26 protein-coding genes and 1 pseudogene are annotated in these 24882 nt (G+C 41.0%); 19 read left to right on the top strand and 8 right to left on the bottom strand.

Annotated features, from left to right (window positions below; all coding sequences use genetic code 11):
• Positions 1–86 precede the first annotated feature (86 nt).
• Both rpoZ and gmk read right to left on the bottom strand, forming a co-directional pair.
• A complete protein-coding gene (gene rpoZ, locus MF4640_RS07680) occupies positions 87–368 on the bottom strand; it encodes a DNA-directed RNA polymerase subunit omega (RefSeq protein WP_004978050.1) in 282 nt (93 codons plus the stop codon).
• Between the two features lie 77 nt (positions 369–445).
• Positions 446–1069, bottom strand: a complete 624-nt coding sequence (gene gmk / locus MF4640_RS07675) for a guanylate kinase (protein WP_078389171.1) — start codon at positions 1067–1069, stop codon at positions 446–448.
• A 134-nt stretch (positions 1070–1203) separates the two neighbouring features.
• Here gmk and ispH point away from each other — a divergent pair, with 134 nt between their 5' ends.
• From ispH to rplS, 12 genes are all read left to right on the top strand, one after another.
• Entirely contained in the window at positions 1204–2154 is a 951-nt protein-coding gene (ispH, locus tag MF4640_RS07670; protein WP_078389170.1) for a 4-hydroxy-3-methylbut-2-enyl diphosphate reductase, read from the top strand.
• Positions 2155–2319: 165 nt separating this feature from the next.
• Positions 2320–2757 carry a Tfp pilus assembly protein FimT/FimU gene (locus MF4640_RS07665; RefSeq protein WP_078389169.1) on the top strand — a complete coding sequence of 146 codons (438 nt, stop codon included), beginning with the start codon at positions 2320–2322 and terminating at the stop codon, positions 2755–2757.
• A 16-nt stretch (positions 2758–2773) separates the two neighbouring features.
• Positions 2774–3301, top strand: a complete 528-nt coding sequence (gene pilV / locus MF4640_RS07660) for a type IV pilus modification protein PilV (RefSeq protein WP_078389195.1) — start codon at positions 2774–2776, stop codon at positions 3299–3301.
• Positions 3294–4208: a PilW family protein gene (locus tag MF4640_RS07655; RefSeq protein ID WP_078389168.1), complete on the top strand. Its 915-nt coding sequence runs from the start codon at positions 3294–3296 to the stop codon at positions 4206–4208. The genes pilV and MF4640_RS07655 overlap by 8 nt, the downstream gene beginning before the upstream one ends.
• The gene (locus MF4640_RS07650; protein ID WP_078389167.1) at positions 4208–4900 is read left to right on the top strand and encodes a pilus assembly protein PilX; all 693 of its coding nucleotides are present in this window, start codon (positions 4208–4210) and stop codon (positions 4898–4900) included. The genes MF4640_RS07655 and MF4640_RS07650 overlap by 1 nt, the downstream gene beginning before the upstream one ends.
• Before the next feature lie 21 nt (positions 4901–4921).
• Positions 4922–9094 (top strand): PilC/PilY family type IV pilus protein, encoded by a 4173-nt coding sequence (locus tag MF4640_RS07645; protein ID WP_101495479.1) that lies wholly within the window; start codon positions 4922–4924, stop codon positions 9092–9094.
• Positions 9095–9103: 9 nt separating this feature from the next.
• Positions 9104–9619, top strand: coding sequence for a type IV pilin protein (locus MF4640_RS18965; RefSeq protein ID WP_101495478.1), 516 nt, complete (start codon positions 9104–9106; stop codon positions 9617–9619).
• The gene (locus MF4640_RS07640) at positions 9619–10044 is read left to right on the top strand and encodes a type IV pilin protein (RefSeq protein ID WP_078389166.1); all 426 of its coding nucleotides are present in this window, start codon (positions 9619–9621) and stop codon (positions 10042–10044) included. Before MF4640_RS18965 ends, MF4640_RS07640 begins: the two co-directional genes overlap by 1 nt.
• Before the next feature lie 145 nt (positions 10045–10189).
• Positions 10190–10447 (top strand): 30S ribosomal protein S16, encoded by a 258-nt coding sequence (gene rpsP / locus MF4640_RS07635; protein WP_004718284.1) that lies wholly within the window; start codon positions 10190–10192, stop codon positions 10445–10447.
• Between the two features lie 28 nt (positions 10448–10475).
• Positions 10476–11024, top strand: a complete 549-nt coding sequence (gene rimM / locus MF4640_RS07630) for a ribosome maturation factor RimM (protein ID WP_004978035.1) — start codon at positions 10476–10478, stop codon at positions 11022–11024.
• Between the two features lie 27 nt (positions 11025–11051).
• Positions 11052–11792, top strand: a complete 741-nt coding sequence (gene trmD, locus MF4640_RS07625; protein ID WP_078389165.1) for a tRNA (guanosine(37)-N1)-methyltransferase TrmD — start codon at positions 11052–11054, stop codon at positions 11790–11792.
• 140 nt (positions 11793–11932) lie between these two features.
• On the top strand, positions 11933–12307 hold the full coding sequence (gene rplS, locus MF4640_RS07620) for a 50S ribosomal protein L19 (RefSeq protein ID WP_004691454.1): 375 nt from the start codon (positions 11933–11935) through the stop codon (positions 12305–12307).
• A 59-nt stretch (positions 12308–12366) separates the two neighbouring features.
• Here the strand turns inward: rplS and MF4640_RS07615 are convergent, their stop codons facing one another.
• The 3 genes from MF4640_RS07615 to MF4640_RS07605 form a co-directional block, all read right to left on the bottom strand.
• Positions 12367–13338 (bottom strand): esterase/lipase family protein, encoded by a 972-nt coding sequence (locus MF4640_RS07615; RefSeq protein ID WP_078389164.1) that lies wholly within the window; start codon positions 13336–13338, stop codon positions 12367–12369.
• 173 nt (positions 13339–13511) lie between these two features.
• Positions 13512–14465 carry an esterase/lipase family protein gene (locus MF4640_RS07610; RefSeq protein ID WP_227518632.1) on the bottom strand — a complete coding sequence of 318 codons (954 nt, stop codon included), beginning with the start codon at positions 14463–14465 and terminating at the stop codon, positions 13512–13514.
• 66 nt (positions 14466–14531) lie between these two features.
• Positions 14532–15563: a lipase secretion chaperone gene (locus MF4640_RS07605; protein WP_078389163.1), complete on the bottom strand. Its 1032-nt coding sequence runs from the start codon at positions 15561–15563 to the stop codon at positions 14532–14534.
• 153 nt (positions 15564–15716) lie between these two features.
• On the opposite strand from MF4640_RS07605, the gene truB reads away from it, so the two are divergent.
• The 3 genes from truB to MF4640_RS07590 all read left to right on the top strand — a co-directional run bounded on the left by truB (position 15717) and on the right by MF4640_RS07590 (position 18041).
• Complete coding sequence (truB, locus tag MF4640_RS07600; protein WP_078389162.1) at positions 15717–16622, top strand: tRNA pseudouridine(55) synthase TruB; 906 nt, start codon at positions 15717–15719, stop codon at positions 16620–16622.
• 35 nt (positions 16623–16657) lie between these two features.
• A complete protein-coding gene (locus tag MF4640_RS07595) occupies positions 16658–17425 on the top strand; it encodes a sulfite exporter TauE/SafE family protein (RefSeq protein WP_078389161.1) in 768 nt (255 codons plus the stop codon).
• Positions 17426–17582: 157 nt separating this feature from the next.
• Positions 17583–18041: a hemerythrin domain-containing protein gene (locus tag MF4640_RS07590; protein ID WP_078389160.1), complete on the top strand. Its 459-nt coding sequence runs from the start codon at positions 17583–17585 to the stop codon at positions 18039–18041.
• A gap of 42 nt (positions 18042–18083) precedes the next feature.
• On the opposite strand, the gene MF4640_RS07585 is transcribed toward MF4640_RS07590, so the two are convergent.
• The 3 genes from MF4640_RS07585 to serA form a co-directional block, all read right to left on the bottom strand.
• Entirely contained in the window at positions 18084–18956 is an 873-nt protein-coding gene (locus MF4640_RS07585) for an EamA family transporter (protein ID WP_078389159.1), read from the bottom strand.
• A 178-nt stretch (positions 18957–19134) separates the two neighbouring features.
• Entirely contained in the window at positions 19135–20010 is an 876-nt protein-coding gene (locus MF4640_RS07580) for an EamA family transporter (protein ID WP_078389158.1), read from the bottom strand.
• A 138-nt stretch (positions 20011–20148) separates the two neighbouring features.
• Positions 20149–21381, bottom strand: a complete 1233-nt coding sequence (gene serA, locus MF4640_RS07575; protein WP_004691438.1) for a phosphoglycerate dehydrogenase — start codon at positions 21379–21381, stop codon at positions 20149–20151.
• A 364-nt stretch (positions 21382–21745) separates the two neighbouring features.
• Here serA and MF4640_RS07570 point away from each other — a divergent pair, with 364 nt between their 5' ends.
• The 4 genes and pseudogenes from MF4640_RS07570 to MF4640_RS07555 form a co-directional block, all read left to right on the top strand.
• Positions 21746–23155 carry an FAD-binding oxidoreductase gene (locus tag MF4640_RS07570; protein WP_004978025.1) on the top strand — a complete coding sequence of 470 codons (1410 nt, stop codon included), beginning with the start codon at positions 21746–21748 and terminating at the stop codon, positions 23153–23155.
• A 140-nt stretch (positions 23156–23295) separates the two neighbouring features.
• On the top strand, positions 23296–23667 hold the full coding sequence (locus tag MF4640_RS07565; RefSeq protein WP_078389157.1) for a hypothetical protein: 372 nt from the start codon (positions 23296–23298) through the stop codon (positions 23665–23667).
• Between the two features lie 93 nt (positions 23668–23760).
• On the top strand, positions 23761–24750 hold the full coding sequence (locus tag MF4640_RS07560; RefSeq protein ID WP_078389156.1) for an AbiH family protein: 990 nt from the start codon (positions 23761–23763) through the stop codon (positions 24748–24750).
• Positions 24751–24755: 5 nt separating this feature from the next.
• Positions 24756–24882, top strand: a pseudogene (locus tag MF4640_RS07555) (IS5/IS1182 family transposase); the annotation flags it as partial.

The following is a 24882-nucleotide window of genomic DNA, read 5'->3' as shown; positions in this document are numbered from 1 at the left end:
TAGTTATAACGTGTATTGGATAAATATAAAAGTTATCCAATAAAAAAGCCTAGTTAAAAACTAGGCTTTTAAACGATAAATTTTTCTTATTGGAAAGAAAAACCATCTAAATTCAAATTGTTTGCAGACAGTGCAAGATCAAGACTCGAAGTTTGGTAGTCTTGCTCACGTTGTTTCAAAATATCTTTAGAAACATGACCGATTGCGATTTCACGTAATGCAACAACAGTCGGTTTGTCATTGTCCCACTCAACTGTAGGTTCAATGCCTTGACGTGCCAATTGACGCGCGCGTTTGCTTGCCACTAGTACAAGCTCAAAGCGGTTGTCTACATGGTCTAAACAATCTTCAACGGTTACGCGTGCCATAAGAGTTCTCGTTATGAATGGGAAAATAAAACAGACTGTGCAGTATAAGGCGCTTTGTGTGTAGACTCAAGTTTTAATCACTTCTCTACAGGGGTGATCAGTTCAGAAATCATTTTTTGATGACGATTGGCTTGCTGAGAAAGAACAAGACGATTGGCAATAATCACAGACTCAAGATCGTGCAAAGCTTTATTAAAGTCATCATTAATAATGATATAGTCGAAGTTAACATATTGTTGCATGTCTTCAACCGCACAGCCTAAACGACGCTCAATCACTTCAACCGAGTCTGTGCCACGGTTAGACAGACGTTGACGCAGATCAAACTGGCTTGGTGGTAAAATGAAAATTTGTTTAGAGTCAGGAAAAAGCTTACGAACTTGCTGTGCGCCTTGCCAGTCAATTTCTAGTAGAACATCATGACCTTTCGCCAGTTGTTCTTTTACTGTGGCTTGCGCTGTGCCGTAGTAATTACCAAAGACTTCGGCGTATTCAATAAAACCGCCTTGTTCAACCAAGGCCAAAAACGAGTCTTTTTCGGTAAAATGGTAATGTACACCATCAAGTTCGCCGGGACGTTGCCCACGTGTAGTATGAGAAACAGAAACGTGAAGATTCGTTACACGGTCAAGGAGGGCTTTTACGAGGGATGTTTTGCCTGTTCCTGAAGCTGCAGAAACGACAAACAAGAGACCCGACATGATATTTTTCCTGATATGATAAAATATCTTCTCTATTTTAGAGCAGACAAGGTTTAAACGAAATAGCAAGGCGTCACTTTGTTTGCATTTATTTTATTAGTTTCCGCTGATTGAAAAGTGGTATCGAGGAACATATGGAAATTGTATTGGCCAATCCACGTGGTTTTTGTGCAGGTGTTGACCGTGCGATTGCCATCGTAAATCGTGCGCTCGAGTGCTTTAATCCCCCCATTTATGTACGACATGAAGTGGTACACAATAAATTTGTTGTGGACGATTTACGTCAACGTGGCGCAATTTTTGTCGATGAGTTGGATGAAGTACCCGATGACAATATTGTAATTTTTAGTGCGCATGGGGTTTCTAAAGCGGTACAGATCGAAGCCGAGCGTCGTGGTTTAAAAGTTTTTGATGCAACCTGTCCATTGGTGACCAAGGTTCATATTGAAGTTACTAAATATGCCCGTGAGGGGGTTGAGGCCATCTTAATTGGTCATGAAGGCCACCCTGAAGTTGAAGGTACCATGGGGCAATATGACCTGAAAAATGGTGGTGCGATTTATTTGGTTGAAGATGAACAAGACGTGGCTGAGCTTCAAGTGCATCATCCTGAGCGCGTGGCTTTTGTGACTCAAACAACTTTATCGATCGACGATACTGCAAAAGTGATTGATGCTTTACGGGCGAAATTTCCTGAGATTCAAGGGCCGCGTAAGGATGATATTTGTTATGCAACTCAAAACCGTCAAGATGCAGTGCGTGATTTAGCAACCCAATGTGATGTGGTGTTGGTGGTCGGTTCACCAAACTCATCGAATTCGAATCGTTTACGAGAATTGGCCGAGCGAATGGGTAAAACCGCTTATTTGGTCGATAATGCAGATGAACTTCAACAGGCATGGTTTGAAAATATTGCTAAAGTTGGCGTCACAGCGGGTGCATCTGCACCTGAAATTTTAATTAAGCAAGTGATTCAACGATTACAAGATTGGGGTGCAACACCACCACAAGAGCTTGCTGGAACGGAAGAAAATATTACCTTTAGTTTGCCAAAAGAGTTACGTATTGCGGTAACTCAAGTCTAAAAGGTGGATTGGTTAACATTCTAATTTTATTGAAAAATTGACAGATGATTGTAAATTGGCAATCATCTGTTTTTTTATGCCTTTTATCCTGTATTGTGCTGATTGTGTAAAGAATTAGAATATGATTTTAAATAGGGTAAAGTTTTGTTGCCTTGGGGAGGGAGTATGCAAAATAAACATAAAGGGTTCACCTTAATTGAGCTGATGGTGACGATTGCTGTTATGGCAATTATCGCGATGATGGCCGCTCCTTCTTTTATGCAGCAGATAAGAAGAATGCAACTCAACAATGATGCTCAAGAGGTTGTTCAGCTTGCTATTGAAACCCGCTCAGAGGCTATTTTCCGAAAACAGGATCAGCAAATTATTTTGACTTCTAGTAGCGGTGCTGGATTTAAAAATTGGCAGCCTTCTGAAAATACAAGTTGGACAACATCTGCGAAGCCTTCGGCAGCTATGACTTATAATTTTTTTGGTTATTTAACAGGTAACAAGGCGTGTGTGATCTTAGAGCATGCAAAAGATGCGACTTTAAAGGCAGTGATTCATTTCAATAAAAACGGGTCTGTTATTTATGACAAAGTCGCAACAAATTGTCCTTAGTGAGAAAATGAAAATGATAAAAAAAACTCAGACAGGGGTTGGTTTGGTTGAAGTTATGGTGGCTTTATTGTTGTTGGCAGTGGCAGTTCTCGGATTTGTTGCGCTGCAAGTGAGAGCTATTGCGGCAAGTGAAGAGGCAGGGCAAAACGTTCAGGCTATGAATCTGGCGAGAGACCTATCAGAGCGTATGCGTATGAATCGAGAAGGGCTTCTATCTTATAAGGCCTCATCAGGTACCCCTACAGCTTGTGATGGAGAGCAATACTGTAACTCAGCAGATATGGCACGCTTTGAATATGCACAAATAGAAGAAAGAGCAGAACAGCAGGGAATGCGAATCAATGTGGTGGATTGTCAGGGCGTAAACAATACCTTTAAGCGTAAATGTGTCTATGTCGCTTGGGGGAAAACACAAGCAAACGATGCGTCAGAAACATCTTCTGCTTCTGATGCGTCAGATGATGAAAGTACGGCATGCACCAATGGGACATCTTATGAACCCAATGCTCAATGTGTAATTATGGAGGTTTATAACTATGAATAAATCTTCTCAGCAAGGTCTAACTTTATTAGAGCTAATGGTTGCATTGGTTTTAGGTTTACTTATTGTGGCAGCTGGATTGGCTGTTTTCTTGAATGCACAACGAGCTATGGGTTTTCAAACCAGTATGGGTGACATTCAACAAAATGCTAACTTTGGTTTATCTATGCTTACTCAGGACTTGCGGCATGCAAATCTAAATACGCCTTCGGCACAACGAGTGAATAATAAGCTTGTCGGTTCTGGTATTGCTTTTGATGGTGTGAATTTTCCTTCTAGTGTTAATACAAATACTGATGATAGTTTTACTGCACAACGCGCAAGCGATGATGCAACAAAGGGGAAAAGTGATCAAATTACTATGCAATTTATGCCCGATGTAAGAGGGGCTGACCAGTTTGATTGTGAAGGAAATGCGATGGTTGCAGGCCGGACTTATGTCTATCGCTACTATGTAGATAAATTGCCCGATAACCAGCAAATTGCAGGAAGTTTGGATCGCTTCGGGTTGTACTGTGATGCTGGGTTCTATGTTGATAGTTCTAATAGTGTTGTGGGATTAGGTACAAATGGTCAGCTGATTATCCAAAATGTAGATGCATTTAAAGTTCGCTTGTTGGTTAAAAATCCTAATGGAAATTTGCGCTATACAACAATTGATGAATATTTAGCGTTAATGCCTACATCTGTTGTAGATGAAAAACAATATGTGAATGTGATTGGAATAGAGTTGGGTTTGTTGGTTACTTCATCGCAATCTATTGGCGCAGATGCTTCATTTAATACAACTACTAAATATACGATTGCAGGTCAAGAAGTTGAATTACAAGATAATGTCAATAATGGCAAATATCTTAGACAGGCCATTACTCAGTTTGTTGGACTTCGAAATACTTTGGGGGGAGTGTGATGAAAAAACAACTAGGTTCGGCCTTAATTATTGTACTTGTGATTTTGGTGCTTGTTACGTTAATTGGTACATTGGCTATACGCACAGGTATTTTGGGCTTAAAACTTGCGACCAATAGTCAAATTCAGGCTTTATTGCTTGAAAATAGTAACTCTGCATTATTTAACTTGGAAGACCCTTCTCAGGTTGCACGTCAGTTGGCGGGAGATGGAATGTATAGCTATTTTAATGATAGTGCCAATGCAACGGATGAGTTAGTTTTTTGTTATAGAGCTTCACAAGCTCAATTTTTCTCAATGAATAATGCAAGTGTAATTGATCAAGCAGGTGGAATTACAAAAAATGGTGTGATGGGCTTTTGTAAAAAAAATCAATTTGCAACTGGTCGTTCAGCCATACTTTCACAAGTCTACTTGCAAAAAAATAGCGATACTGATGAGCCTTTTGCTTCCGCTGCACTTAATACCAGCTTAGGTGTGACTTCATCGAATTTACCCATTGTTTCAAATAGTATTAGTGCAACTGTTATTTCGGTTTTGCCAAGTTTTGCGAGTGCGACTGATGCTCAAATAGAAAATTGTTTTAGACAGAGAGCTTCACAGGTGTCGACCTGCTTTTCTAATCTTAATATACCATTTAATACGCAACATGCTGACTATGTTGTCGGTGCACAACCTAAGCTTAAGTCATAAATACGAATGAGGAATAGTTTAATGAAATCATTTAATAAAAAAGTTCTTTCAGCTAGCGTATCTATGACGATGACATTAGCTATCTGTAGTGCTATACCAATGAGTTCTGCAAGCGATATTGAAATTTATAGTGATTCTACTAAAGGAAAAACATCAATTCTTTTAATGTTGGATACTTCAGGCAGTATGGGGATTAGCTCGCTGGTACTGCCGAAAAACAATGCGTATGGCAGTTCTGGGGATGTAGACAGTTCGTTGTGTGAGCAGAAAATGGTGAATGAAGCAGGCGGGAATTTTCCTCGTAGTTATAAAGAATGGTCATACAATTTAAAAGATACACGAAATGGCAGTTCGACAAAAGATAAAACATCGATCAAAAAAAGTGTCACCATAGGCAGTACGCCGATTGATTATTATGTACGCGGCTGCGGCACCAGTACTATTAATGCTGACGGTACAATTGCTGATCCAAGTCGGGGGCAGTTAGATCGTTTGTCTCGCTTAAAAGATGCGATTTTACCGTTGCTTGCGAGCAATGAACTTAGTAATGAGACGATAATGGGTTTAGGGCAATTTTCTGCTAAAACCGAACTTGGGATTGGTAATGGTACGGCAACAAACATATTAGTTGATGGCCACTCTGGACGTATTGTGGTTGCTAATAATAAGTTGGATACAGTCCAGCGTATTGCGATTGCCCAAGCCATTGCCGCAATCAAATCATTGGATACGACCACCAATGAGGATGGTAGTACCAACGATAAATTAAATATGTCGAGTAAAAAGTACCCCAATATTATTAAGTCATCCAGCGGTACGCCCACTGCTCACGCTTATGCTGAAGCAGCGGCTTATATGATGGGCACAGGTACAGGAGGTAATACGACTGAACCAAGCGTTTCTTGGTTATATGATGGCACGATTATTAAGCGTAATCAGAATGGTGAGCAAACCTACTGGTTGTGTGTGGCACTTGGAGGTGAGCGAACAACAGCATTAGGAGCCTCGGTTAAACAATGTCCGAGTGATTGGGCTGCTACGAATATCATGGTAAATTCTACCTCAAAGAGTACGAATACTAAAGTCTACCGACCAGAAGGGGCAAATTGGGTTAAAGTTAGCCCTAGTGAACTCAATATAAAAGTGGGGCGACAACTCACTTCTGCTTGGGATGTTTATGCTAATCTTCCAGAAGGATGGCGTATTGATGGTTGGATGAAGGTAGCAAATGAGCCGATGGATATTGAACCAGTTGTTGGTGTGTCTTGGGATGATCCTGCCAATAAGCCTCAAATTTCAAATCTTGTTGCATATCGAACCAACCCTTTTGCACTCACAGAAACTTCGGGTGGTTATACCGATAATCTTAAAGGTGGTTTTCGTTATTCTGTTGCCGCAGCTAAAAAAACTATAGGTAATGTGAATGAATATCAAGCAGGTGGCTCAATCAGTAGTTGCGACGGAAACGGGATTTACTTTTTAACCGATGGTGCTCCTAACTCGACCAAAGACACGATGGCGCAAACCATTATGAACACGACCTTAAATAATGATAATAGGTATAAATTTACTGCAAAGCCATCTGATTTAAATAAATTAGTATCTCCTCCCTTAAAATCAAACTTATTCGCTGATGAAACAGGCGGTTGGGAGTATATTGGTGAGTATGCCAAAAAAATACTCGACCCAACCAAAAACCCTGCCAACATGAAAATTAAAACTGCTGTGGTTGGTTTTGGCTCGTCTTTCGCAGGTATTCCAAAAAATGCAGACGGCAGTTATGACTGTGAAGTTGTGAAAGATATCAATAAAGATGCCTATAATGCATGTAAATGGGGTAGTTCTGAATTTGGAGATGGTGGATTCTATTATGCAGAAAACGCTGTTGATATTAAACAAAGTATTATTGACTTCGTTAAAAAGGCAGAAGTTAAAATTGTTCCTGTATTAACAGGTAATCCAACAACTCCTGTGGATAGTTTGAATCCAACTCAAATACAGAAAAATGCATATTATGCATCTTTCACCCCAACTGTATCATCCTCTAGCCAGTTGTGGATTGGGAATCTTAATAAATATCAAGTATTAAATGGTGAGTTATATTCTGCGGATGGATTGCAACGCCTTATTGCTGCAAATGGCTCATTAAATAAAGCTGCAGCAGGTTTTTGGGCAGACGGCACACTCGGTCAATTAAATATAGGTGCGTTGATTGGGAGTGATAATACGGTCACTACAAATCGTAAAATTTATACAAATCGTGTAATGAATGGAGCAACCGCTAGTTCTGGTTCATCATTACAAGTTTTAGACCTTGCTGCGTTGTTTGGTGGTTCGTTTAATTTAGCTAGTGATAAAAACTACTGGTTAAATGCGCTAGGTTATAATGTTCCAATAGCACAAACAGGTGTCACTTTAGCTAATTTATCAACGTATTCTACGTTTAAGCAATTAGGTGCTGTAATGCACTCGACCCCTATTTTGTTAACTCAAGAAGGCAAAATAAAAGTTGTGGCAGGTGAGTTAACTACTACTGATCGTAAAGACTATTTACTCTATGGAAGTACACAAGGTGTTTTACATGTTGTAGATGTTGCTACAGGAAAGGAAGTATTTGGCTTCATTCCTGATGAAGTAATGAAAAATCAACCAAGCGCATTTCTACCTGAGGATAAAACAGCTGGGGGATCATCGAACTTGTTTTATGGCATTGATGCACCTTGGGTTGCACATACAAAATATACAACTAAAACATCTGGTTTGTTGACGGTAAATGCCTCAGATCGCACATTAACTGATGAAGACGATAGCGAAAAATTAAGTGGCTATCAATGGGTCTATGGTGGACTACGAATGGGAGGTAAAAGCTATTATGCTTTAGATCTTTCAGATATTCAGAATCCTAAACTTAAGTTTCATATTAATCCAGACGCAATTGATGCTAGTCAGCCTTTAAAACGTATGGGGCAAAGTTGGTCTAAACCTACGCTAGCTTATGTCAACTGGGGAGGTGCCAAAAAGTTAGTTATGTTTGTTGGTGGTGGGTATGATGCAAAAGGAACTGTAGTATGTACTGCTGATACAACAAAAACGAACAAAGGCTATGAGTGTCCGACATATCAACAAAATAATAAGGAGGGTGCAGGGGTTTATATGTTCGATGCCAATAATGGTGAATTGCTATGGTGGAGTAGCGTAGACAATAATTCGACACCAGTAGATAGCGATATTCGTTTTACTGAAAATGCGGACTTAAAATACAGCGTAGTAAGTCAGATTAATACAATTGATCGAAACTCAGATGGTTTGGTTGACCATTTGTATTTTGGAGATCTTGCGGGGCAAGCTTTCCGAGTTGATATCAATAATGCACCTAAATTGACAGGGACCCCAACTGTAGGTGATTTAAAAAATAATTTTGTAAAGAGAGTTGTTACATTATTTTCGGAACAAGCATCTAGTGGTTTAAGCCCTCGTTTTTATGAAATGCCGAGTGTTTCAATCCATGTTGATCCAGTTACAGGAAAATCCTTTGCAGCAGTAGCGTATAGTTCTGGCAATAGAAGTTCGCCTTTAATCGGGACGGTAACGGCTGGTGAGAGTACAATTACAGCAAGTGCTAAAGATGGAGTATTTGTTGTCTACGATAATGATGTGGCAAGTAAGAATTTATATGATGCGACATATACCCCTGTAACTGTTAAAAAATCATTAGAAGTTTTAACCTTAGCAAATGGCGTTTCCCGTTCGAATGAAAATGCTCTAAATGGTGGTTGGAAGTATTTGTATTCAAATACACCTGGTGCATACAAAGGTATGAACGACTTATATGCACTGGATGGTATGCTTTATGTGAATGTATATCATAAAGATGGTGTAGGTATTCAGGCCGACTGTGGCGGTGGTGTTAAGGGTGATTCTTATCTTTATCAATTTTGTTTGCCTTTTGGTAAGTGCAGTTTTTATGGCTCAACGACCACTGAACCGAATAAGGTTAAATTAGGTACGGGTATTTTAGGTACAGGAATTGGACAAGGATATACAAATCAAAAGAATACATTAGGTTTAGTTGTCAACAGAGATGACCCAACAACATTGGATTGTACTAAAGTTGAGCATAAGAATAAGCCTCAATGTCAGTTGTTTGATAACTCAACAAAATTAAAACAAATGCGCTGGTATGAGACGCAGTAGGTAAAGCTTATGAAAAAAAGATCAGGTTTTACCTTAATTGAATTGATGATCGTTTTGGTGGTAATCGCAGTTTTTGCTGCGATTGCTGTACCTAGTTATCAAGCATATATTCAGAAAAAGGACTTAGCCCTGGCGAAACAAGAAGCTCTGAAAATGGCCAGTGAATTAGAACGTTTCAAAAATAAGAACTTTAGTTATAAGGGCTTTAATGCAACCTATATTTATCCAAGCTATAAAAAAGCAACGGGTGAGCTTTATTTACCAATAGGTCTGGCTGAAGGTGATGCTAAATATAAATTGACAGTAGTTGATTTGGCACAAAAGAAAAGTTTATCTGATGCATCAACTGCAGTATTGGGTTTAAATTGGGCAATCTCTGTAGAGCGTGCAAAAGATGGCACAGAGCCTAAACAGCCTCGTAACTATGATTTGTTACTGACGAGTACAGGAATACGCTGTATGACTAAAGTGAAAAATACAGTCACTACTTATAGTAGTTGTGGTGGGAGTAGTGAGTCATGGTGATGAATAAGAATTTAGGCTTCACGCTCATTGAATTGATGATTGTAGTGGCAATTATTGCCATTTTGGCAGCGATAGCCTATCCATCATATACGCAGTATAAAATTCGCACTAATCGTGTAGATGTACAAAGTGAAATGATGAATATAGCCCAGCGTTTACAGAGTTATCATGTCATTAATCATAATTATACCAATGCAACATTAGATAATAGTAATTTAAGTAAAGATTATCCGGCGTCTAATGCTGTATATACCATCACACTTACACCCAGTGTACAATCATGGGTATTAGTAGCTGAACCTAAATCAGCCACTATTCAATCAGCCAATGGAAATGTAATTTTAAATAGCCAAGGTCAAAAATGCTGGACCAAAGGTGCTTCGACATGTGCCCTAAGTGGCACATCCAACTGGGACGGCAAATGAAAACCAAATTCAAAACTGTGGATAAACAAATTTTAATCTTTCTTTCGCAGCAAAGATAACGTAAAATATTGCCCTCTATGAAAGGGGTTTGAAATGTTCCGGTGGTCGGGGCAGGGATAATCCGTAAAAACTATAAGGTTGTATCATGGTAGTTATTCGTCTTGCACGCGGTGGTGCTAAAAAACGTCCGTTCTATCAAGTTATTGTAACTGATAGCCGTAATGCACGTGACGGTCGTTTCATCGAACGTATTGGTTTCTTCAACCCAACAGCTCAAGGTAAAGCAGAAAAACTTCGTTTAGATGCTGACCGTTTTGCACACTGGGTTGCTCAAGGTGCTCAACCATCTGAACGTGTTGCTTCTTTAGCTGCTCAAGCTAAGAAAGCTGCAGCTACTGCATAATTTTTGCTAATTAAGTAGTAGGTAGCCCATGACACCAACACAGAATGTTCCCGAAGATCGTATTCAGATTGGACAGTTACGTTCAGCATATGGATTAAATGGGTGGCTCTGGATCTATTCCAATACAGAACCGATGAGCAACATCTTTGACTATCTGCCTTGGTACATTGAAACCAAAGCAGGTTGGCAAACAATAGATGTAAAACGTTGGAAACCGCATGGCAAAGGCTTAGTTGTTTCGCTAAAAGGCGTCATTGATCGTACTGCAGCAGATAACCTAGTTGGCGCAAATGTCTGGATTTCGAAAGCGCAACTTCCTAAAGCAGGAATGGATGAGTTTTACTGGTCAGATTTGAAAGGCTTAACAGTGTTAGGTTTGGATGATGAAGAACAAGAAGTAAATCTCGGAAAAATCCATGAAATGTTTGAAACAGGTGCCAATGATGTGATGGTGGTTCACGCAACACCAGACAGCGTTGATGCTGAAGAGCGTATGATTCCATGGCATAAAGATGTGGTGCAACGCGTTGATCTCGAAGCTGGTCGTATTTACGTGAATTGGGGCGTAGATTACTAATTATTTTTGGAAATACGGGAGTCTGCGATGTTTTTTGCAGTCATTACGCTTTTTCCTGAAATGTTTGAAGCGATTACAGCCTACGGTATTAGCGGGCGTGCAGCAAAAAGTGATTTAGTACAAGTGACTTGTATTAATCCTCGTGATTATGCTGAGGGCAACTACAAACGAGTGGATGAACGTCCATTTGGTGGTGGTCCAGGTATGGTGATGATGGCTGAGCCTCTGGCAAAAGCAATTCAACATGCCAAAGCGCTTGCCATACAAGCAGGTGCAGTTCATGTTCCTGTGGTGTATATGTCACCGCAAGGAAAAACCTTAAATGAGCCTGCAGTACAACAGTTTGTCGACTATGATGGATTGATTGTATTGTGTGGTCGTTATGAAGGGGTTGATGAACGTTTGATCCAAAAATATGTTGATCAGGAATGGTCCATAGGGGATTACGTTTTATCGGGTGGCGAGCTTCCTGCGATGGTTTTATTAGACAGTATTATTCGGAGACTTCCGGGTGCGATGTCTGATGAACAGTCTCATGTGCAAGACTCATTTGTGGATGGTCTTTTGGACTGCCCACAATATACCAAGCCAGACCATTTTGAAGGTTTGGATGTCCCTGAAGTCTTAAAGTCGGGACATCATGCCAATATTGAGAAATGGCGGTTTTTGCAGCGTTATCAACGAACACAACAACGCCGACCTGAGTTGGTGGAAAATGTGGAGTTGACGAAGCAGCAAAAGAAATGGCTAACAGATTTGAATACTTAATTCAGAGTATTCTTTTAATAGGCTCTTTGTGCATTGAAGTGGTCAAGCATAAAGAGAAAGATAATCGGGTCTATGCGATTTAGCCTCTATACCCAGCGGATATCAGACCTCTTCTGACCCGCACATATTGGAGATACCCCATGAGCGGTAAGCATCCTTTAGTACAAGCTGTTGAAAATGCACAGCTTAAACAAGACATCCCAGCTTTTGCACCAGGCGATACAGTTATCGTTCAGGTTAAAGTAAAAGAGGGTGACCGTGAGCGTCTTCAGGCATTTGAAGGTGTTGTAATCGCGAAGAAAAACCGTGGCTTGAACTCTGCGTTCACAGTACGTAAAATTTCTAGCGGTGTTGGTGTTGAGCGTGTTTTCCAAACTCACTCTCCAATCGTTGCTAAAATCGAAGTGAAACGTCGTGGTGACGTTCGTCGTGCTAAACTTTACTACCTACGTGAATTGTCTGGTAAAGCTGCACGTATTCGTGAAAAGTTACCAGCTCGTAAAGTTAAAGCTTAATTTTAAGTTTTATACGAGTAAAAAAATGCGCCCAATGGCGCATTTTTTATGCCTAAATTTTAGAGTCCTTGAAGCTTCAAACGGTTGGCGTGTTGACGATAAACATCCACAGGGTCTGGAGCAAAAATAGAACGTAGACCAAAGAACTGGTTAATCACATCTAAATGGTTCCAATTATAGTTATCGCGCACGGTCTTGCCATATTTGGCACTACAACGTGAGACTAAGCCATCATTATCATTTGGCGCTTGCATGAGTAAGCCTGTTGCACCTAATAATGAGTCTGGATCAAGCACGTTCGTCAACGTTGAGTTGCCAGAGAAAGAGTAAAAATAAACTCCATTTTCTTTCGCTAAACCTTCACCACAGCTTGTTTTTGGCATACCCAATGGATATTTTTGTGCAAAAGCTTTAGACCCAGCTTGACTTAAACTTTTACCCGCACCGAGTGCATCATGTGGAAGTGAGTTCGGATTTTGCTGTTGTGCCCAAACAATAGCTTTGGACCCAAAGTTGATTAAGCCCACCAGCGGTTGTTCTAGCGGCGTACCTTGCGCGGAAATAATCAAATCCGCCACAGGAGAGCCTTTTAAAGGACTAGAAATGGCTGTTGCAGATGCGATTTTATTGGGCATAACATTTGAGACATAGGCAATACTATGTCCGCCGTGACTATGACCAAGCAAATTGACTTTGGGTGCTCCTGTAATCGCTAAGATTTCATCAACTTGTTGCAGTAGTTGTTCACCACGAACTTCAGATGTGTTGAATGGAGAAACGCGTGTTGCCCATGCGTTTGCACCGTTACGGGCTAAATCTGGCAAGATTTGATACCAGTAATCCACACCAAGTTCATCGGTTCCTGCTCGAATCCAGCCACCCATACCATGTGCAAAAACCAAAGGGTATTTGGTCTTTGCATAATTAGAGGCAACGTAGTTTGATTTAATTTGTGAAGCGGCTGCTTTCGTTTGTGTAGCAGCAAGTGCGCAGGTCGACAGCAGTCCAGCTATCAATAATCCATATTTCATTGATCATCCTCATTTTTTATTTTTTATGACGACAATTTAAGTTGTCAAAAATGAGTATAAAGGTGAGAAAGGAAGAGCGTAGAGAAATCCGATTAAATTAAATACAGTTTGTAACTGGATAATTCTAGGAGGCATCCCTCCGAAACGTTAAAGATTCGAAGGGAAAGACAGAACTAGAGTCCTTGCATTTTTAAGCGGTTGGCATGTTGGCGATAGACATTAACAGGGTCTGCGCTAAATAGACCACGTAGCCCCATAACTTGGTTGACCTCATCTAAATGGTTCCAGTCATAGTTGTCACGGATGACTTTACCGAAGTGTGTACTACAGCGCGCCACTAAACCACCATTGTCGAAATGGCCGTAGGCCAATGGCCCTAACAGTGAGATCGTACTATCTGCGACATCGAGAATGTTCGTGACTTGAGACGTGCCTGTCCACGAATAGTAATACACGCCATTGCTGGATGTTGCACCGCTCTTGTTACAGTCGGAAGCCAGTGCTGGTGTTGGGTATTTCTGATTAAAAACACGGGAACCTTGCTCGCTAATCGAGGTGAGCGATGCCGTTAAATTGCTTTTTAATGCAGGGTTGTTTTGCCCATAAGCAAGCATAGGGCCAATAATATAATCTGCTGCTAGGCTGAGTAGTTGTGTTCCGCCTTGATTGGCAAGAAGCTGATCAGCCACTTTTGAACCTCTAAACGTTGCCCCCACACCTGTCAGTGAGGCCACATATTGCGGTTTAACTGCTTCTACATAGCGGATGGTTGGTCCACCATGGCTATGCCCAATCAAATTGACTTTAGGTTTATTTGTTAGGGCGATGACCTCTTCAACTTGTTGTAGTAACTGTTCACCTCGTACTTCAGTTGATTCAAGCGGGGAAATTTGTGCTGCAAAGGTGGTCGCGCCATTTCGAGCCAAGTCGGGTAAAATTTGATACCAGTAATCTAGTCCAAGTTCGGCAACGCCCACTCGACTGAATCCAAACATGCCATGGGTAAATAGCAACGGATATTTGGTTTGAGCATAATTACTTTTTACGCTTGCAGTCACCGTCTGCAATCCAGCTGTGGCTGTGGTTGCGCTGAGTCCAAGGCTGGTCACCAGACCTACGAGTGACATTGTTTGTATCATTCTTTTCGTTATAAACATTTTTTTCATCCTGAAAAAGTCAAACACGGTATAGCTTTAATCTGCGAACGGAAGTTTTCCTCCCGTGTCATGCGTGGTTTCAAAGGCTCCTAGTCGAAGTTGTTCTTGTGAATTATTAAACTGTTGATCACGTAGTTTTTGAATGGCTTGCTGCTGCGCGTCTTGACTCATGTTGCTGTTGAGAATGCTGTCGCGTTGTTCTAAGTAAGTATTGACCCGAGATTTCCAATTGTTTCGATCTTGGTCGAGTTTTTCTAGGCGTACGGTCGCTTCGGCACCGACAAGATTCTGGCGCATTTGGCGAATTTCTTCGGCAGAGCCGCCGCGCGCTTTAATATCTGAGGTCAGTTTACGCAGATCTTCGAGTTTGGAGAGCTGTTCTAGGTTTTCTTTCCAATCTTCAGGCAGTTGAGCAAACAGTTCTTTCAGTTTCTGCGCTTTTTGTACTTCAGTTAAGGATTGATCTGCCATGATGCTCATACGGTCTAAGGTATATTCATGGTAGGTATTTTCAGCGCCAAAGAGACCTTCGATTTCATAGTCGGAAAAGAACTGGCTACGTAGGTTTTTCATCAAAGTAAAAATTTTACGATAGTACTCAGGGTCTTCTTTATTTAGGTTTGGTTCCTTCAGGCTACCCAATTGCACACGATAATCTAAATAACGAGTCCACAGATCTAAAATTTGCTTAAGCGCAGGTTCTTGATAACCTTGCTGGATATAGGCTTTAAAATCTTGCTTGATCTGGTCAATATTTTTTTCACCATATTGGGTGATAAAATATTCAAAACAGTTACGTGTTTGTTCATTAACAACTAAGCGATTACCTTGGTCGAGCACCAGTTGGCAGTTGACTTCGGTGTCCTGTTGGCTGTTACTGACAAAAGGCAACCCTGATGCATGTGGCAAGTCTGACGCTGCGGGTAGTAAGCCTGTAGTATTTGGAGAGCTAGAGCGAACCGGCCCTTGGTTTGAGCCGACAGTTGCATTGGGTGCGAGCCAAATGAGAAAACCAAGAATGACAACGATGATCACGGCGAAAATGAGCCATAATTTCTTTTTTTGCATATCCTATGCCTAACATCCCTATTGTATTTTTATTTGGTTCATATGACTGAACTCGATTTATTCTGAAACAATAGGGCAAATAAACAACAGAAAAGTTGTAAAACTAGACAAGCGGTTGATAGTATTGCGGCAGCTTTAAGACGTGTCTATGTTATGAAATCATCTGCTTCAAAAATCCAGCGCCGTGCAGTGAATGGTGTATTTTTATTGAATAAGCCATTGGGAATCAGTTCAAATGCGGCATTGCAAAAAGTGCGCTGGTTATACCGTGCGCAAAAGGCGGGGCATACAGGAGCGCTTGATCCATTGGCATCGGGACTGCTGCCGATTTGTTTGGGCGAAGCGACCAAGTTTTCGCACTTTTTGTTGGACTCGGTGAAGCGCTATCAAACCATCATTCAGCTAGGGCACAGTACCACCACAGGTGATGTGGAAGGCGAACGGTTGTTAGAGCAGGCTGTACCTGAGTTAACCAAAGAGTTGATTGAAGCCGTTTTGGTTCAGTTTATGGGTGATATTCAGCAAGTGCCACCAATGTATTCCGCTTTGAAGAAAGATGGTCGTCCTTTATATGAGTTAGCCCGTAAAGGGATTGAGATTGAGCGTGAAGCACGCCCAATTACCATCTATGCGATTGAGCTACTTTCATTCACAGCAGACAGTATCACCCTTGATATTACCTGCTCGAAAGGCACATATATTCGTGTTTTAGGTGAAGATATTGCGAAGGCATTGGGTACTTATGGCCATTTGACTTATTTACACCGCATTAAAACGGGTCATTTTGATCTGATTCCAAGTTATACCATTGAGTATTTGGAAAGTTTGTCGGAACAAGAGCGCGAAGCACTGTTGTTACCTGTGTATGCACCTGTAGATCATTTTCCTAAAGTACAAGTTCCAGAAGGGCGCAGTGAATACTTTAGTCGCGGTATGGAAAGTAATATTGAGCATACAGCGGAAGTACAGGTCTTGGTTTTCGATGGGGAAAAATGCTTAGGCTTGGCTGAAATTACCGATAAGAAAAGATTGGTTCCTAAGCGGGTTTTAAATCTATAATCGAAATATATCACCCGGTAAAAAAAGGATAAGGCGTGGACATTGACATTATTATCAGTCTGATCTTTTTTGCCTTTTGTGCAGGCGCAATTGACGCTGCCGTCGGTGGTGGTGGGCTGATCCAAATTCCCGCTTTGATGAATGCATTTCCATCGATGGCACCTGCCACTTTATTTGGCACCAACAAATTAGCGGCAGTGGTGGGTACAGCCACTTCAGCCATTTCCTTTGCCCGCAAAGTTCGCTTTGAATGGAAACTTTTGGCTGTGGTCGCAGTATGTGCCGCCATCAGTTCATTTGGGGGCGCGGCCAGTGTTACCATGATTCCAAAAGAAGTCCTCCAACCCTTTGTCTTGGTCATGTTGATTGTGATGGCAGTCTATACCCTCATGAAGAAGCAATTTGGGCAAGTACATATGGCGCAAAGTGTGACGCCTAAAATTTTGCTGTTGGCGGGAATCGGAAGTTTAGCCATTGGCTTTTACGATGGTTTGTTTGGCCCAGGTACGGGCAGTTTCTTTATTTTCTATTTTATTCGCTATTTACGCGTTGATTTTTTGCATGCGGCGGCATTGGCTAAAATTGGCAATGTGATGACCAATCTTGCAGCGCTAAGCTTTTTCATTCCCTCGGGGCATGTGCTTTTTGCAGTGGGAGGCACGATGGCCGTCGCAAATATGATCGGGTCTATTTGTGGGGTAAAAATGGCGCTGAAATACGGCAGTGGTTTTATCCGCATTTTATTTCTTATTTTGGTGACGATTCTGATTGTAAGATTGAGCTATCAAATGTTTTTGATGTAATCGGCTACACCTTTAAAACTTCATTACAAAAAACGCGCAGTCTGTGACCTCATTTCTCGTTTATTGCATTTAAGATCAATACAGCGCACTCAATGCTGTGCCAAGAAGCTTTTCAATAAAAAATGATGTTTTAAGTTGAACGGAACTGGAGCATAGAATGAATATATTTGAAGCCTTAAGAGAAAGTCACGTTATACAACGAAATTTGGCTGAACGATTACTCCAAACTTCAGGGGATACGCCTGAGCGCCGTGAGCTATTTGAACGGCTTAAAAATGAATTATTTGCCCATGCTGTGGCAGAAGACCGTTATTTTTATATCCCGTTAATGATGACTGATTCGGGCCTCAACATTACCCGCCATGCTTTGGCAGAACACCATAAAATGGATGAGTTATTGGAACAGTTGACGGAGATGGAATTCTCCAATCCGGGTTGGTTGGCAATTGCAAAAAAATTATCGGAAACCGTACATCATCATTTGCAGGAAGAGGAACATGGTTTCTTTCAGCAAGCAGGAAAAATTTTACTCGATGCTCAAAAGACTGCGCTCGCCAAGCAGTATCAGCAGGAATATAAAAAATACAAAAAAATTGAAAAAGACAGTTTGGTTTAAGTCCATTTTAAACAAAAGATGGCGAGTGCCATCTTTTGTGATTTAAAGCGCGTCATCACTTTGCGGTTTGGCTCTAAAGGTAACACCAACGGAGGCAATCATAATGCAAACTAGCGCCAACGTTTGCCACATGCTAATTTGTTCTTTCAGTAGTAACCAACCTGCCAAGGCTGCTAAAGCCGGTGACAAACTTGAAAGCGTCCCATAGCTGAGTTTACTTAAACGTTTCAAAGCCATGAGGTCTAGAGCATAGGGAATGGTTGTGGCGAGTAGTGCAATCAATAAGGCTTTGGGCCAGTATTCCGTTTGCATTAGCGCTGTAGGGGTATGCGTGGCGCTAATGGGCAGAAGCACCAAGGCTGAGATCACAATAGCAATACTAAGGGCATGCATGCCGATATTTTGACGGACGACTTTTTGCCCAAAATATATATACAGCGCCCAGCAAGCACCCGCTGAAACCGCAAATGCGGCTCCTAAGAAGGAGAAGTTGGTTGCATTGGCTTGATGCCACGGCACCATCAGTGCAATGCCTAAAATCGCTAATCCGACCCAAATATAATCACGACGTTGTTTGATCGAGAGTAGCGCTAAAGTTAAAGGGCCTAAAAACTCTAAACCTACGGCAATACCTTGCGGCAGTTTACCCAGCGAAGCGTAGAATAAAATATTCATGAGGCATAAAGCTGCTGTATAACTGAGTAAATCTTTCCACTTTAAACGCGGTAGGCGTTTGATGATGCTCCATGAGCGGAACATCAGCACAATTAAAATTGCCGCAAAGCACAGTCTAAGGGTCACCACGGTTAGCGGGTCAAGGATGGCAATCAACTGCTTGGCAAAAGAAGCACTGATTTGATAGGACAGCATGGACAAGACCATGAACATCACTGCCATCAGTTGAGAATTAGGCATCATGCACACATCAGGTCATGGCGACCTGTTATTTTAAGACGGTGGATTAGTATAACGATTCAGCACCCAAGTTGGCTGCTGAATAAGCTGAATTTTTTTAATGCAATGACATGAATTTAAAAGTAATTGATATAGCCTCTGGATTTGAAAGCTAAATTCAAACGCTGGATTACATCGTTTAAACTGCAGCTTTTCGGTTTTTCTGGGCTGTATAAGTACAACCAATAGACGCCATGATAATCACGCTGAGCGCAAGCCACTGTGACCACAATAGTTGCTCGCCTAGAAAGACAAAACCGGATAGTGCTGCGATAGCAGGTTCAAGACTCATGAGCGTCCCAAAACTTAAAGCGGTTAAATTGCGTAGCGCAATCATTTCCAAGCTAAAAGGCAAAGCGCTGGCCAAAACTGCCAAAGCTACGAAATAGATCAGGTTTGAGGGTTCAAACACATTTGTGGGTAAACCACTGAATACGGCGAGCGGCATTAATATCAGCATGCCGACAAACATACCTAAGCACACGGTATGATTGCCCGAAACACCCGATGGGCGCTGCCCCGCCACGATATACAAGGCCCAACATGCACCTGCACCTAGTGCAAATGCAATCCCAAGAGGATCTAAAGGTTGAGCTGCTTGGTCGAAAGGAAACAGTAAAACTAAGCCTAGAATCGCCAGCCCGACCCAAACAAAGTCAAAGCGTTGTTTGGCATAAAACAGAGCAACACTGAGTGGGCCAATAAACTCAAACGACACTGCAATGCCGAGTGGCAGGCGAGCAATGGATAAATAAAACAATAGGTTCATGCCTGCCAAAGCAAAACCATAGCTGAGAATGGCTTTATATTTAACTTGCTTAAAATCAACCTGCCAAATTTTAAACAGCACGGCCAAAATGATTGATCCCAACAGCAAGCGCATGGCGGAAACGGTTAAAATGGGAAATTGATCAAACAAAACTTTGGCCAGTGAACCACTACTTTGCAAGCTAAGCATTGCAATCAGCAATAAAAAGGTTGCCTGAAGGTGGGGAGTACTTTTTAGATTTGGCATTATTAGAATACTAGATAGGGAAGTGAATACTTGCGAAAAGTAGCGGAGAATGTGCTTAGGTCGCACATAAAATTTTAACAAGTATTCAAAAATAAAAAAACCACAGCTTAGCAGCTGTGGTTTTTAAATAGAGTCGAATTAGAACAATACGCGAACGCGGATTGTGCCTTCAACGTCTTGTAGAGTATCTAAAGCTTCTTGAGATGCTGTTGCGTCTACATCCATCACCAAGTAACCCACATCACCTTTAGTCATGAGAGACTGACCTGAGATGTTGATGCCGTGTTCAGCAAACAGGTTGTTGATTTTTGACAACACGCCTGGCACGTTTTTGTGGATGTGAAGTAAACGGTGTTTGCCTTCGGTCAACGGTAACGCAATTTCTGGGAAGTTCACCGCAGATAAAGTCATACCTTTATCTGAATAAGAAACGAATTTCTCAGCCACTTCTAAACCAATGTTCGCCTGCGCTTCCATGGTCGAACCACCCACGTGAGGAGTTAAGATCACGTTTGGAATATTACGTAGTGGAGAAATGAACTCTTCACCATTGGCTTTTGGTTCTTTCGGGAACACGTCAACCGCAGCACCAGCAACATGACCTGATTTCAAGGCATCTGCTAAGTCTTCAATCACCACACATGTACCACGTGCAGCATTGATGAAGATTGCACCTTCTTTCATTTGTGCAAATTTTTCTTTGGTCATGAAGTTACGTGTAGACGGAACATCAGGCACATGCAAAGAAACAACATCAGCATTGGCTAAAAGTTCGTTTAAGCTACCGACTTGACGTGCATTACCTAATGGTAGTTTCGTTACTGTGTCGAAGTAGATCACTTTCATACCTAAGCTTTCAGCAAGCACAGAAAGTTGTGAACCGATTGAACCGTAACCGACAATCCCTAAAGTTTTGCCACGAGTTTCGAACGAACCAACCGCTGACTTGTTCCAACCGCCTGCATGTGTATCTGTCGATTTTTCAGGTACACGGCGAAGAAGAAGAATAGCTTCAGCAAGTACAAGTTCAGCCACTGAACGTGTATTTGAGTATGGCGCGTTAAATACTGGAATACCACGAACCATCGCAGCATTTAAGTTCACTTGGTTGGTACCAATACAGAAACAACCAACAGCGATTAATTTATTCGCTGCTTCAAACACTTCTTCAGTGAGTTGTGTACGGGAACGAATACCAATGAAATGTGCATCTTTAATCGCTTCTTTCAACGCTTCACCTTCAAGCGCAGTTTTACGATAATCGATGTTGGTGTATCCGGCAGCATTTAGTGTGTCGATTGCGTTTTGGTGAACGCCTTCTAACAACAAGAAACGAATTTTATCTTTAGGAAGTGAAAGATGTTGGCTCATTACGGCTCCGCTACAAAGGCCAAATTTAGTGGCGATATAATAGCACGTACCGCGCCCGATATACATTTCCTTTATGCGGACTCTGCTGGGTATTTTTAGCCTCTATGGTGCGTAAAAAAGTCTTTTTGGTCTAATTAAACTAATCATTTCAAAGGCATCCTGAATAAAACAGCTTTTTCTGCGGGAAACAGAAAAAATGCCTTATAATATGACTCCGTGAAAATAAGCCAGTTGCACACTGCTGCTTAAATCCTCACGAACTGCCTGAGCCTTAGGGCATGGAAAGACTGAAATGAAGCGCTTTTCATGCAGAGAACCCTAGCGCCACAAACAACTTGTTTACTTCTTGCAAGGTCTGAAAACGATGAATGCTCCAGTCGCTTTAACCCCAGAGTTATTGACCCAATTGACAGCAATTGTAGGTGAAAACCGCATTAAAACCGATGCGGATAGCCTTGAAAATTGGGGACGCGATCATACCAAACATTTTGATCCAAACCCGTCAGTCATCGTTTTTCCATCGAGCACGGAACAAGTGCAAGCGGTTGTGAAACTTGCAAATGAGTTTAATGTTGCGATTACACCATCAGGTGGTCGTACTGGCTTATCTGCCGGTGCAGTCGCTGCCAATGGTGAAATTGTGGTGAGCATGGACAAGATGAACCAAATCTTGGAATTCTTCCCAGCAGATCGTATGGTTCGCGTCCAAGCAGGCGTGGTGACTGAACAGCTGCAAAACTATGCTGAAGAGCAAGGCATGTATTACCCAGTCGATTTTGCTTCTGCGGGTTCGAGTCAAATTGGTGGAAACATTGGCACCAATGCAGGCGGCATTAAAGTCATTAAATATGGCATGACGCGTAACTGGGTACTCGGTTTAACTGTAGTTACGGGTAAAGGTGATGTGCTGCGTTTGAACAAAGGCATGATCAAAAACGCGACTGGTTATGCACTGCAACATTTATTCATTGGTGGTGAAGGGACACTGGGCTTAGTGACTGAAGCTGAAATCAAGCTGGAACGCCAACCGCAAGACCTTCAAGTAATGGTGTTGGGCGTGCCTGACTTTGATGCTGTGATGCCTGTACTGCATGCTTTCCAAGCAAAAATTGACCTGACTGCATTTGAGTTCTTTGGTGAACTGGCAATGCAAAAAGTGTTGGCACATGGTCATGTACAACGTCCATTTGAAACCGAATGTCCATTCTATGTATTGTTAGAATTTGAAGCGCCATTTGAGCCAATTATGGACAAGGCGATGGAAATTTTTGAGCACTGCATGGAACAAGGTTGGGTACTGGATGGCGTGTTGAGCCAAAGCCTCGATCAAGTGGAAAGTTTATGGCGTTTACGTGAAGACATTTCTGAGTCGATTGCGCCATTTACACCATACAAAAATGATATTTCAGTCTTAATTACTCATGTACCTGCATTTATTAAAGAAATTGATGCGATTGTGGCAAGTAACTACCCAGACTTTGAAATCTGCTGGTTCGGCCATATTGGTGACGGGAACTTACACCTAAATATTTTAAAACCGGCTGACTTAAGCAAAGACGAATTCTTTGCCAAATGTCAGGTGGTGAATAAATATGTCTTCGAAACCGTGAAAAAATACGATGGTTCAATTTCTGCGGAGCACGGTGTGGGCATGACCAAAAAGCCATACCTTGACTACACCCGTTCGGCGGAAGAAATTGAATATATGAAGGCATTGAAGCAAGTTTTCGATCCAAACGGAATTATGAACCCGGGTAAATTATTCGACCTTTAAGTTCGAATTGAATTTTAAAAGCGCATCCATCGTGATGCGCTTTTTTATGGCTGAAGGAACTGAATTACATTTACTAAATAGTGTAATAGGCCTAAAAAAGGCATGATGGAGTGATAAATAATGAATTTTGGGTGGGATTTATGTTGCGTCTTATTTTAGCTTCAGCCGTATGTGTGGGATTATTGTCTGGTTGTGCGACGACCAAAGAGTTAGTAAATAAAGTCGGTTCGTCAGATACGCCGTTGGCTCAGGTACTCAAAGAGCGTCCAGATTTGCGTAATGAGTTGGCTACGGTTGAAATCCGCCAGTACTTTAATACAGTGGAGTCCCCGACTGCGGCAGAAGTCAAAGTGACTGAAACAGGGTTGTTAGATGATTCGGTGAAGTCGGTGCGTACCGTGTATAACTTTAAGTTGGTCGATGGCGACTGGGAAAAAACTGCGACGAAAACCTCTTACCAGTGTGCGCGCGGTAAAAATACCAAAAACTTCCAAACAGCGAAGTGTGCATAATAAATCTTTGATTTATGGTTGAAATGTAAGCGAGTCTGCCTCATAAAAAGCGTATCAGTTGATGCGCTTTTTTGTTTTTGGGGTTTTATAAAAATGAATATTTTGATTGTTGGGAACGGTTTTGATTTGTCGCATTATTTGCCGACGAAGTACGACCATTTTATGGTCGCAATGGAAGCAATAGAAAATTGGGATGTGTCAAAAGGTGAAATGAACTTTGATGATCTATTTGGTGCTTTATATGAAAAAGAAAGCTACTTTTTTGGCTATACAAAAGCAATGTATAAAACGGATGAAATAAAAATATCAGTTGATCAAATCAAAGATTTACAAGAACAGTTGAAAGATAATGTTTGGTATCAGTATTTTTCAGATCATGTGAAAGAAGTAATGACATGGATTGATTTTGAAACTAAAATTGAGGAAGCGCTAGAAATTGTTTGTGATTTTATGGATGAAATAGAAATATATTCAAACAAAAATAATTCATTAGAAAAAATAATTTCCTTTTTGGAAGGAGGAAAAGCGAAGGATTATTTTTTAAGTCAAAAAAGTATTAGAGTTTTAGGGTTATTAAAGATACTGGATGTGGAATATAAAAATTTGGGGATTGATTTTAGTTCACAAGTTGTTGGTTTTGATGGTGATTGGAATCATAGTTTTTCGAGTCTGTCTGAAAGTTTTTTGGCCAAATATAAAGGTTACGATGATTTTTTATATAAAAATGTAACTAAATTTTTATATAAGGCTTTACTCAATTTTAGTTCTATATTTTGTGACTATTTAAAAATATTAGATGGATTAAATACCATCAATAATAAATTGTATGTACCTGTATTAGAAACTATAAATAGAGTTTACTCTTTTAATTATACTTCAACATTTCTAAAAGTTTATAGATCAGATGTCCAATCTTATTTTTTACATGGGAAAATTAATGACCAGAATAAAATTGTATTGGGGGTTTCAGATTTAAATAATCAAATTTTACGTAAGTTTGATTTATGGGGGTTTACAAAATATCATCAAAAGTTACTTTTAAATACTAGACCTCTTGCGAAAGTAAAAACCACCTCAATATAAATTTCATGAGATATCAGAAATTAAATCGTTTTTCAGATTCTGAATTCAAACGCTTGGTTGGCGTACCTCGACATGTTTTTACTGAAATGGTAGAGGTTTTAGAAAAAGCAGAATCACTCAAAAAGAAATCAG

Origin of the sequence: Acinetobacter sp. MF4640 (genome assembly GCF_002018895.1) — a bacterium.
Lineage (GTDB): Bacteria > Pseudomonadota > Gammaproteobacteria > Pseudomonadales > Moraxellaceae > Acinetobacter > Acinetobacter johnsonii.
The sequence above is the reverse complement of the archived record's forward strand: the minus strand, read 5'-3'. Positions and strand labels throughout refer to the sequence as shown.

Excerpts from the sequence above, each read along its gene's own strand:
- trmD (WP_078389165.1), top strand. The coding sequence starts at position 11,052 with ATGTTTTTTGCAGTCATTACGCTTTTTCCTGAAATGTTTGAAGCGATT.
- serA (WP_004691438.1), bottom strand. The coding sequence starts at position 21,381 with ATGAGCCAACATCTTTCACTTCCTAAAGATAAAATTCGTTTCTTGTTG.
- MF4640_RS07610 (WP_227518632.1), bottom strand. The coding sequence starts at position 14,465 with ATGTCACTCGTAGGTCTGGTGACCAGCCTTGGACTCAGCGCAACCACA.
- MF4640_RS07570 (WP_004978025.1), top strand. The coding sequence starts at position 21,746 with ATGAATGCTCCAGTCGCTTTAACCCCAGAGTTATTGACCCAATTGACA.
- ispH (WP_078389170.1), top strand. The coding sequence starts at position 1,204 with ATGGAAATTGTATTGGCCAATCCACGTGGTTTTTGTGCAGGTGTTGAC.
- rimM (WP_004978035.1), top strand. The coding sequence starts at position 10,476 with ATGACACCAACACAGAATGTTCCCGAAGATCGTATTCAGATTGGACAG.
- gmk (WP_078389171.1), bottom strand. The coding sequence starts at position 1,069 with ATGTCGGGTCTCTTGTTTGTCGTTTCTGCAGCTTCAGGAACAGGCAAA.
- MF4640_RS07605 (WP_078389163.1), bottom strand. The coding sequence starts at position 15,563 with ATGCAAAAAAAGAAATTATGGCTCATTTTCGCCGTGATCATCGTTGTC.
- MF4640_RS07665 (WP_078389169.1), top strand. The coding sequence starts at position 2,320 with ATGCAAAATAAACATAAAGGGTTCACCTTAATTGAGCTGATGGTGACG.
- MF4640_RS07615 (WP_078389164.1), bottom strand. The coding sequence starts at position 13,338 with ATGAAATATGGATTATTGATAGCTGGACTGCTGTCGACCTGCGCACTT.
- truB (WP_078389162.1), top strand. The coding sequence starts at position 15,717 with ATGAAATCATCTGCTTCAAAAATCCAGCGCCGTGCAGTGAATGGTGTA.
- MF4640_RS07655 (WP_078389168.1), top strand. The coding sequence starts at position 3,294 with ATGAATAAATCTTCTCAGCAAGGTCTAACTTTATTAGAGCTAATGGTT.
- rpsP (WP_004718284.1), top strand. The coding sequence starts at position 10,190 with ATGGTAGTTATTCGTCTTGCACGCGGTGGTGCTAAAAAACGTCCGTTC.
- MF4640_RS07585 (WP_078389159.1), bottom strand. The coding sequence starts at position 18,956 with ATGCCTAATTCTCAACTGATGGCAGTGATGTTCATGGTCTTGTCCATG.
- rplS (WP_004691454.1), top strand. The coding sequence starts at position 11,933 with ATGAGCGGTAAGCATCCTTTAGTACAAGCTGTTGAAAATGCACAGCTT.
- MF4640_RS07640 (WP_078389166.1), top strand. The coding sequence starts at position 9,619 with ATGAATAAGAATTTAGGCTTCACGCTCATTGAATTGATGATTGTAGTG.
- rpoZ (WP_004978050.1), bottom strand. The coding sequence starts at position 368 with ATGGCACGCGTAACCGTTGAAGATTGTTTAGACCATGTAGACAACCGC.
- MF4640_RS07650 (WP_078389167.1), top strand. The coding sequence starts at position 4,208 with ATGAAAAAACAACTAGGTTCGGCCTTAATTATTGTACTTGTGATTTTG.
- MF4640_RS07580 (WP_078389158.1), bottom strand. The coding sequence starts at position 20,010 with ATGCCAAATCTAAAAAGTACTCCCCACCTTCAGGCAACCTTTTTATTG.
- MF4640_RS07560 (WP_078389156.1), top strand. The coding sequence starts at position 23,761 with ATGAATATTTTGATTGTTGGGAACGGTTTTGATTTGTCGCATTATTTG.
- MF4640_RS18965 (WP_101495478.1), top strand. The coding sequence starts at position 9,104 with ATGAAAAAAAGATCAGGTTTTACCTTAATTGAATTGATGATCGTTTTG.
- MF4640_RS07590 (WP_078389160.1), top strand. The coding sequence starts at position 17,583 with ATGAATATATTTGAAGCCTTAAGAGAAAGTCACGTTATACAACGAAAT.
- MF4640_RS07565 (WP_078389157.1), top strand. The coding sequence starts at position 23,296 with ATGTTGCGTCTTATTTTAGCTTCAGCCGTATGTGTGGGATTATTGTCT.
- MF4640_RS07645 (WP_101495479.1), top strand. The coding sequence starts at position 4,922 with ATGAAATCATTTAATAAAAAAGTTCTTTCAGCTAGCGTATCTATGACG.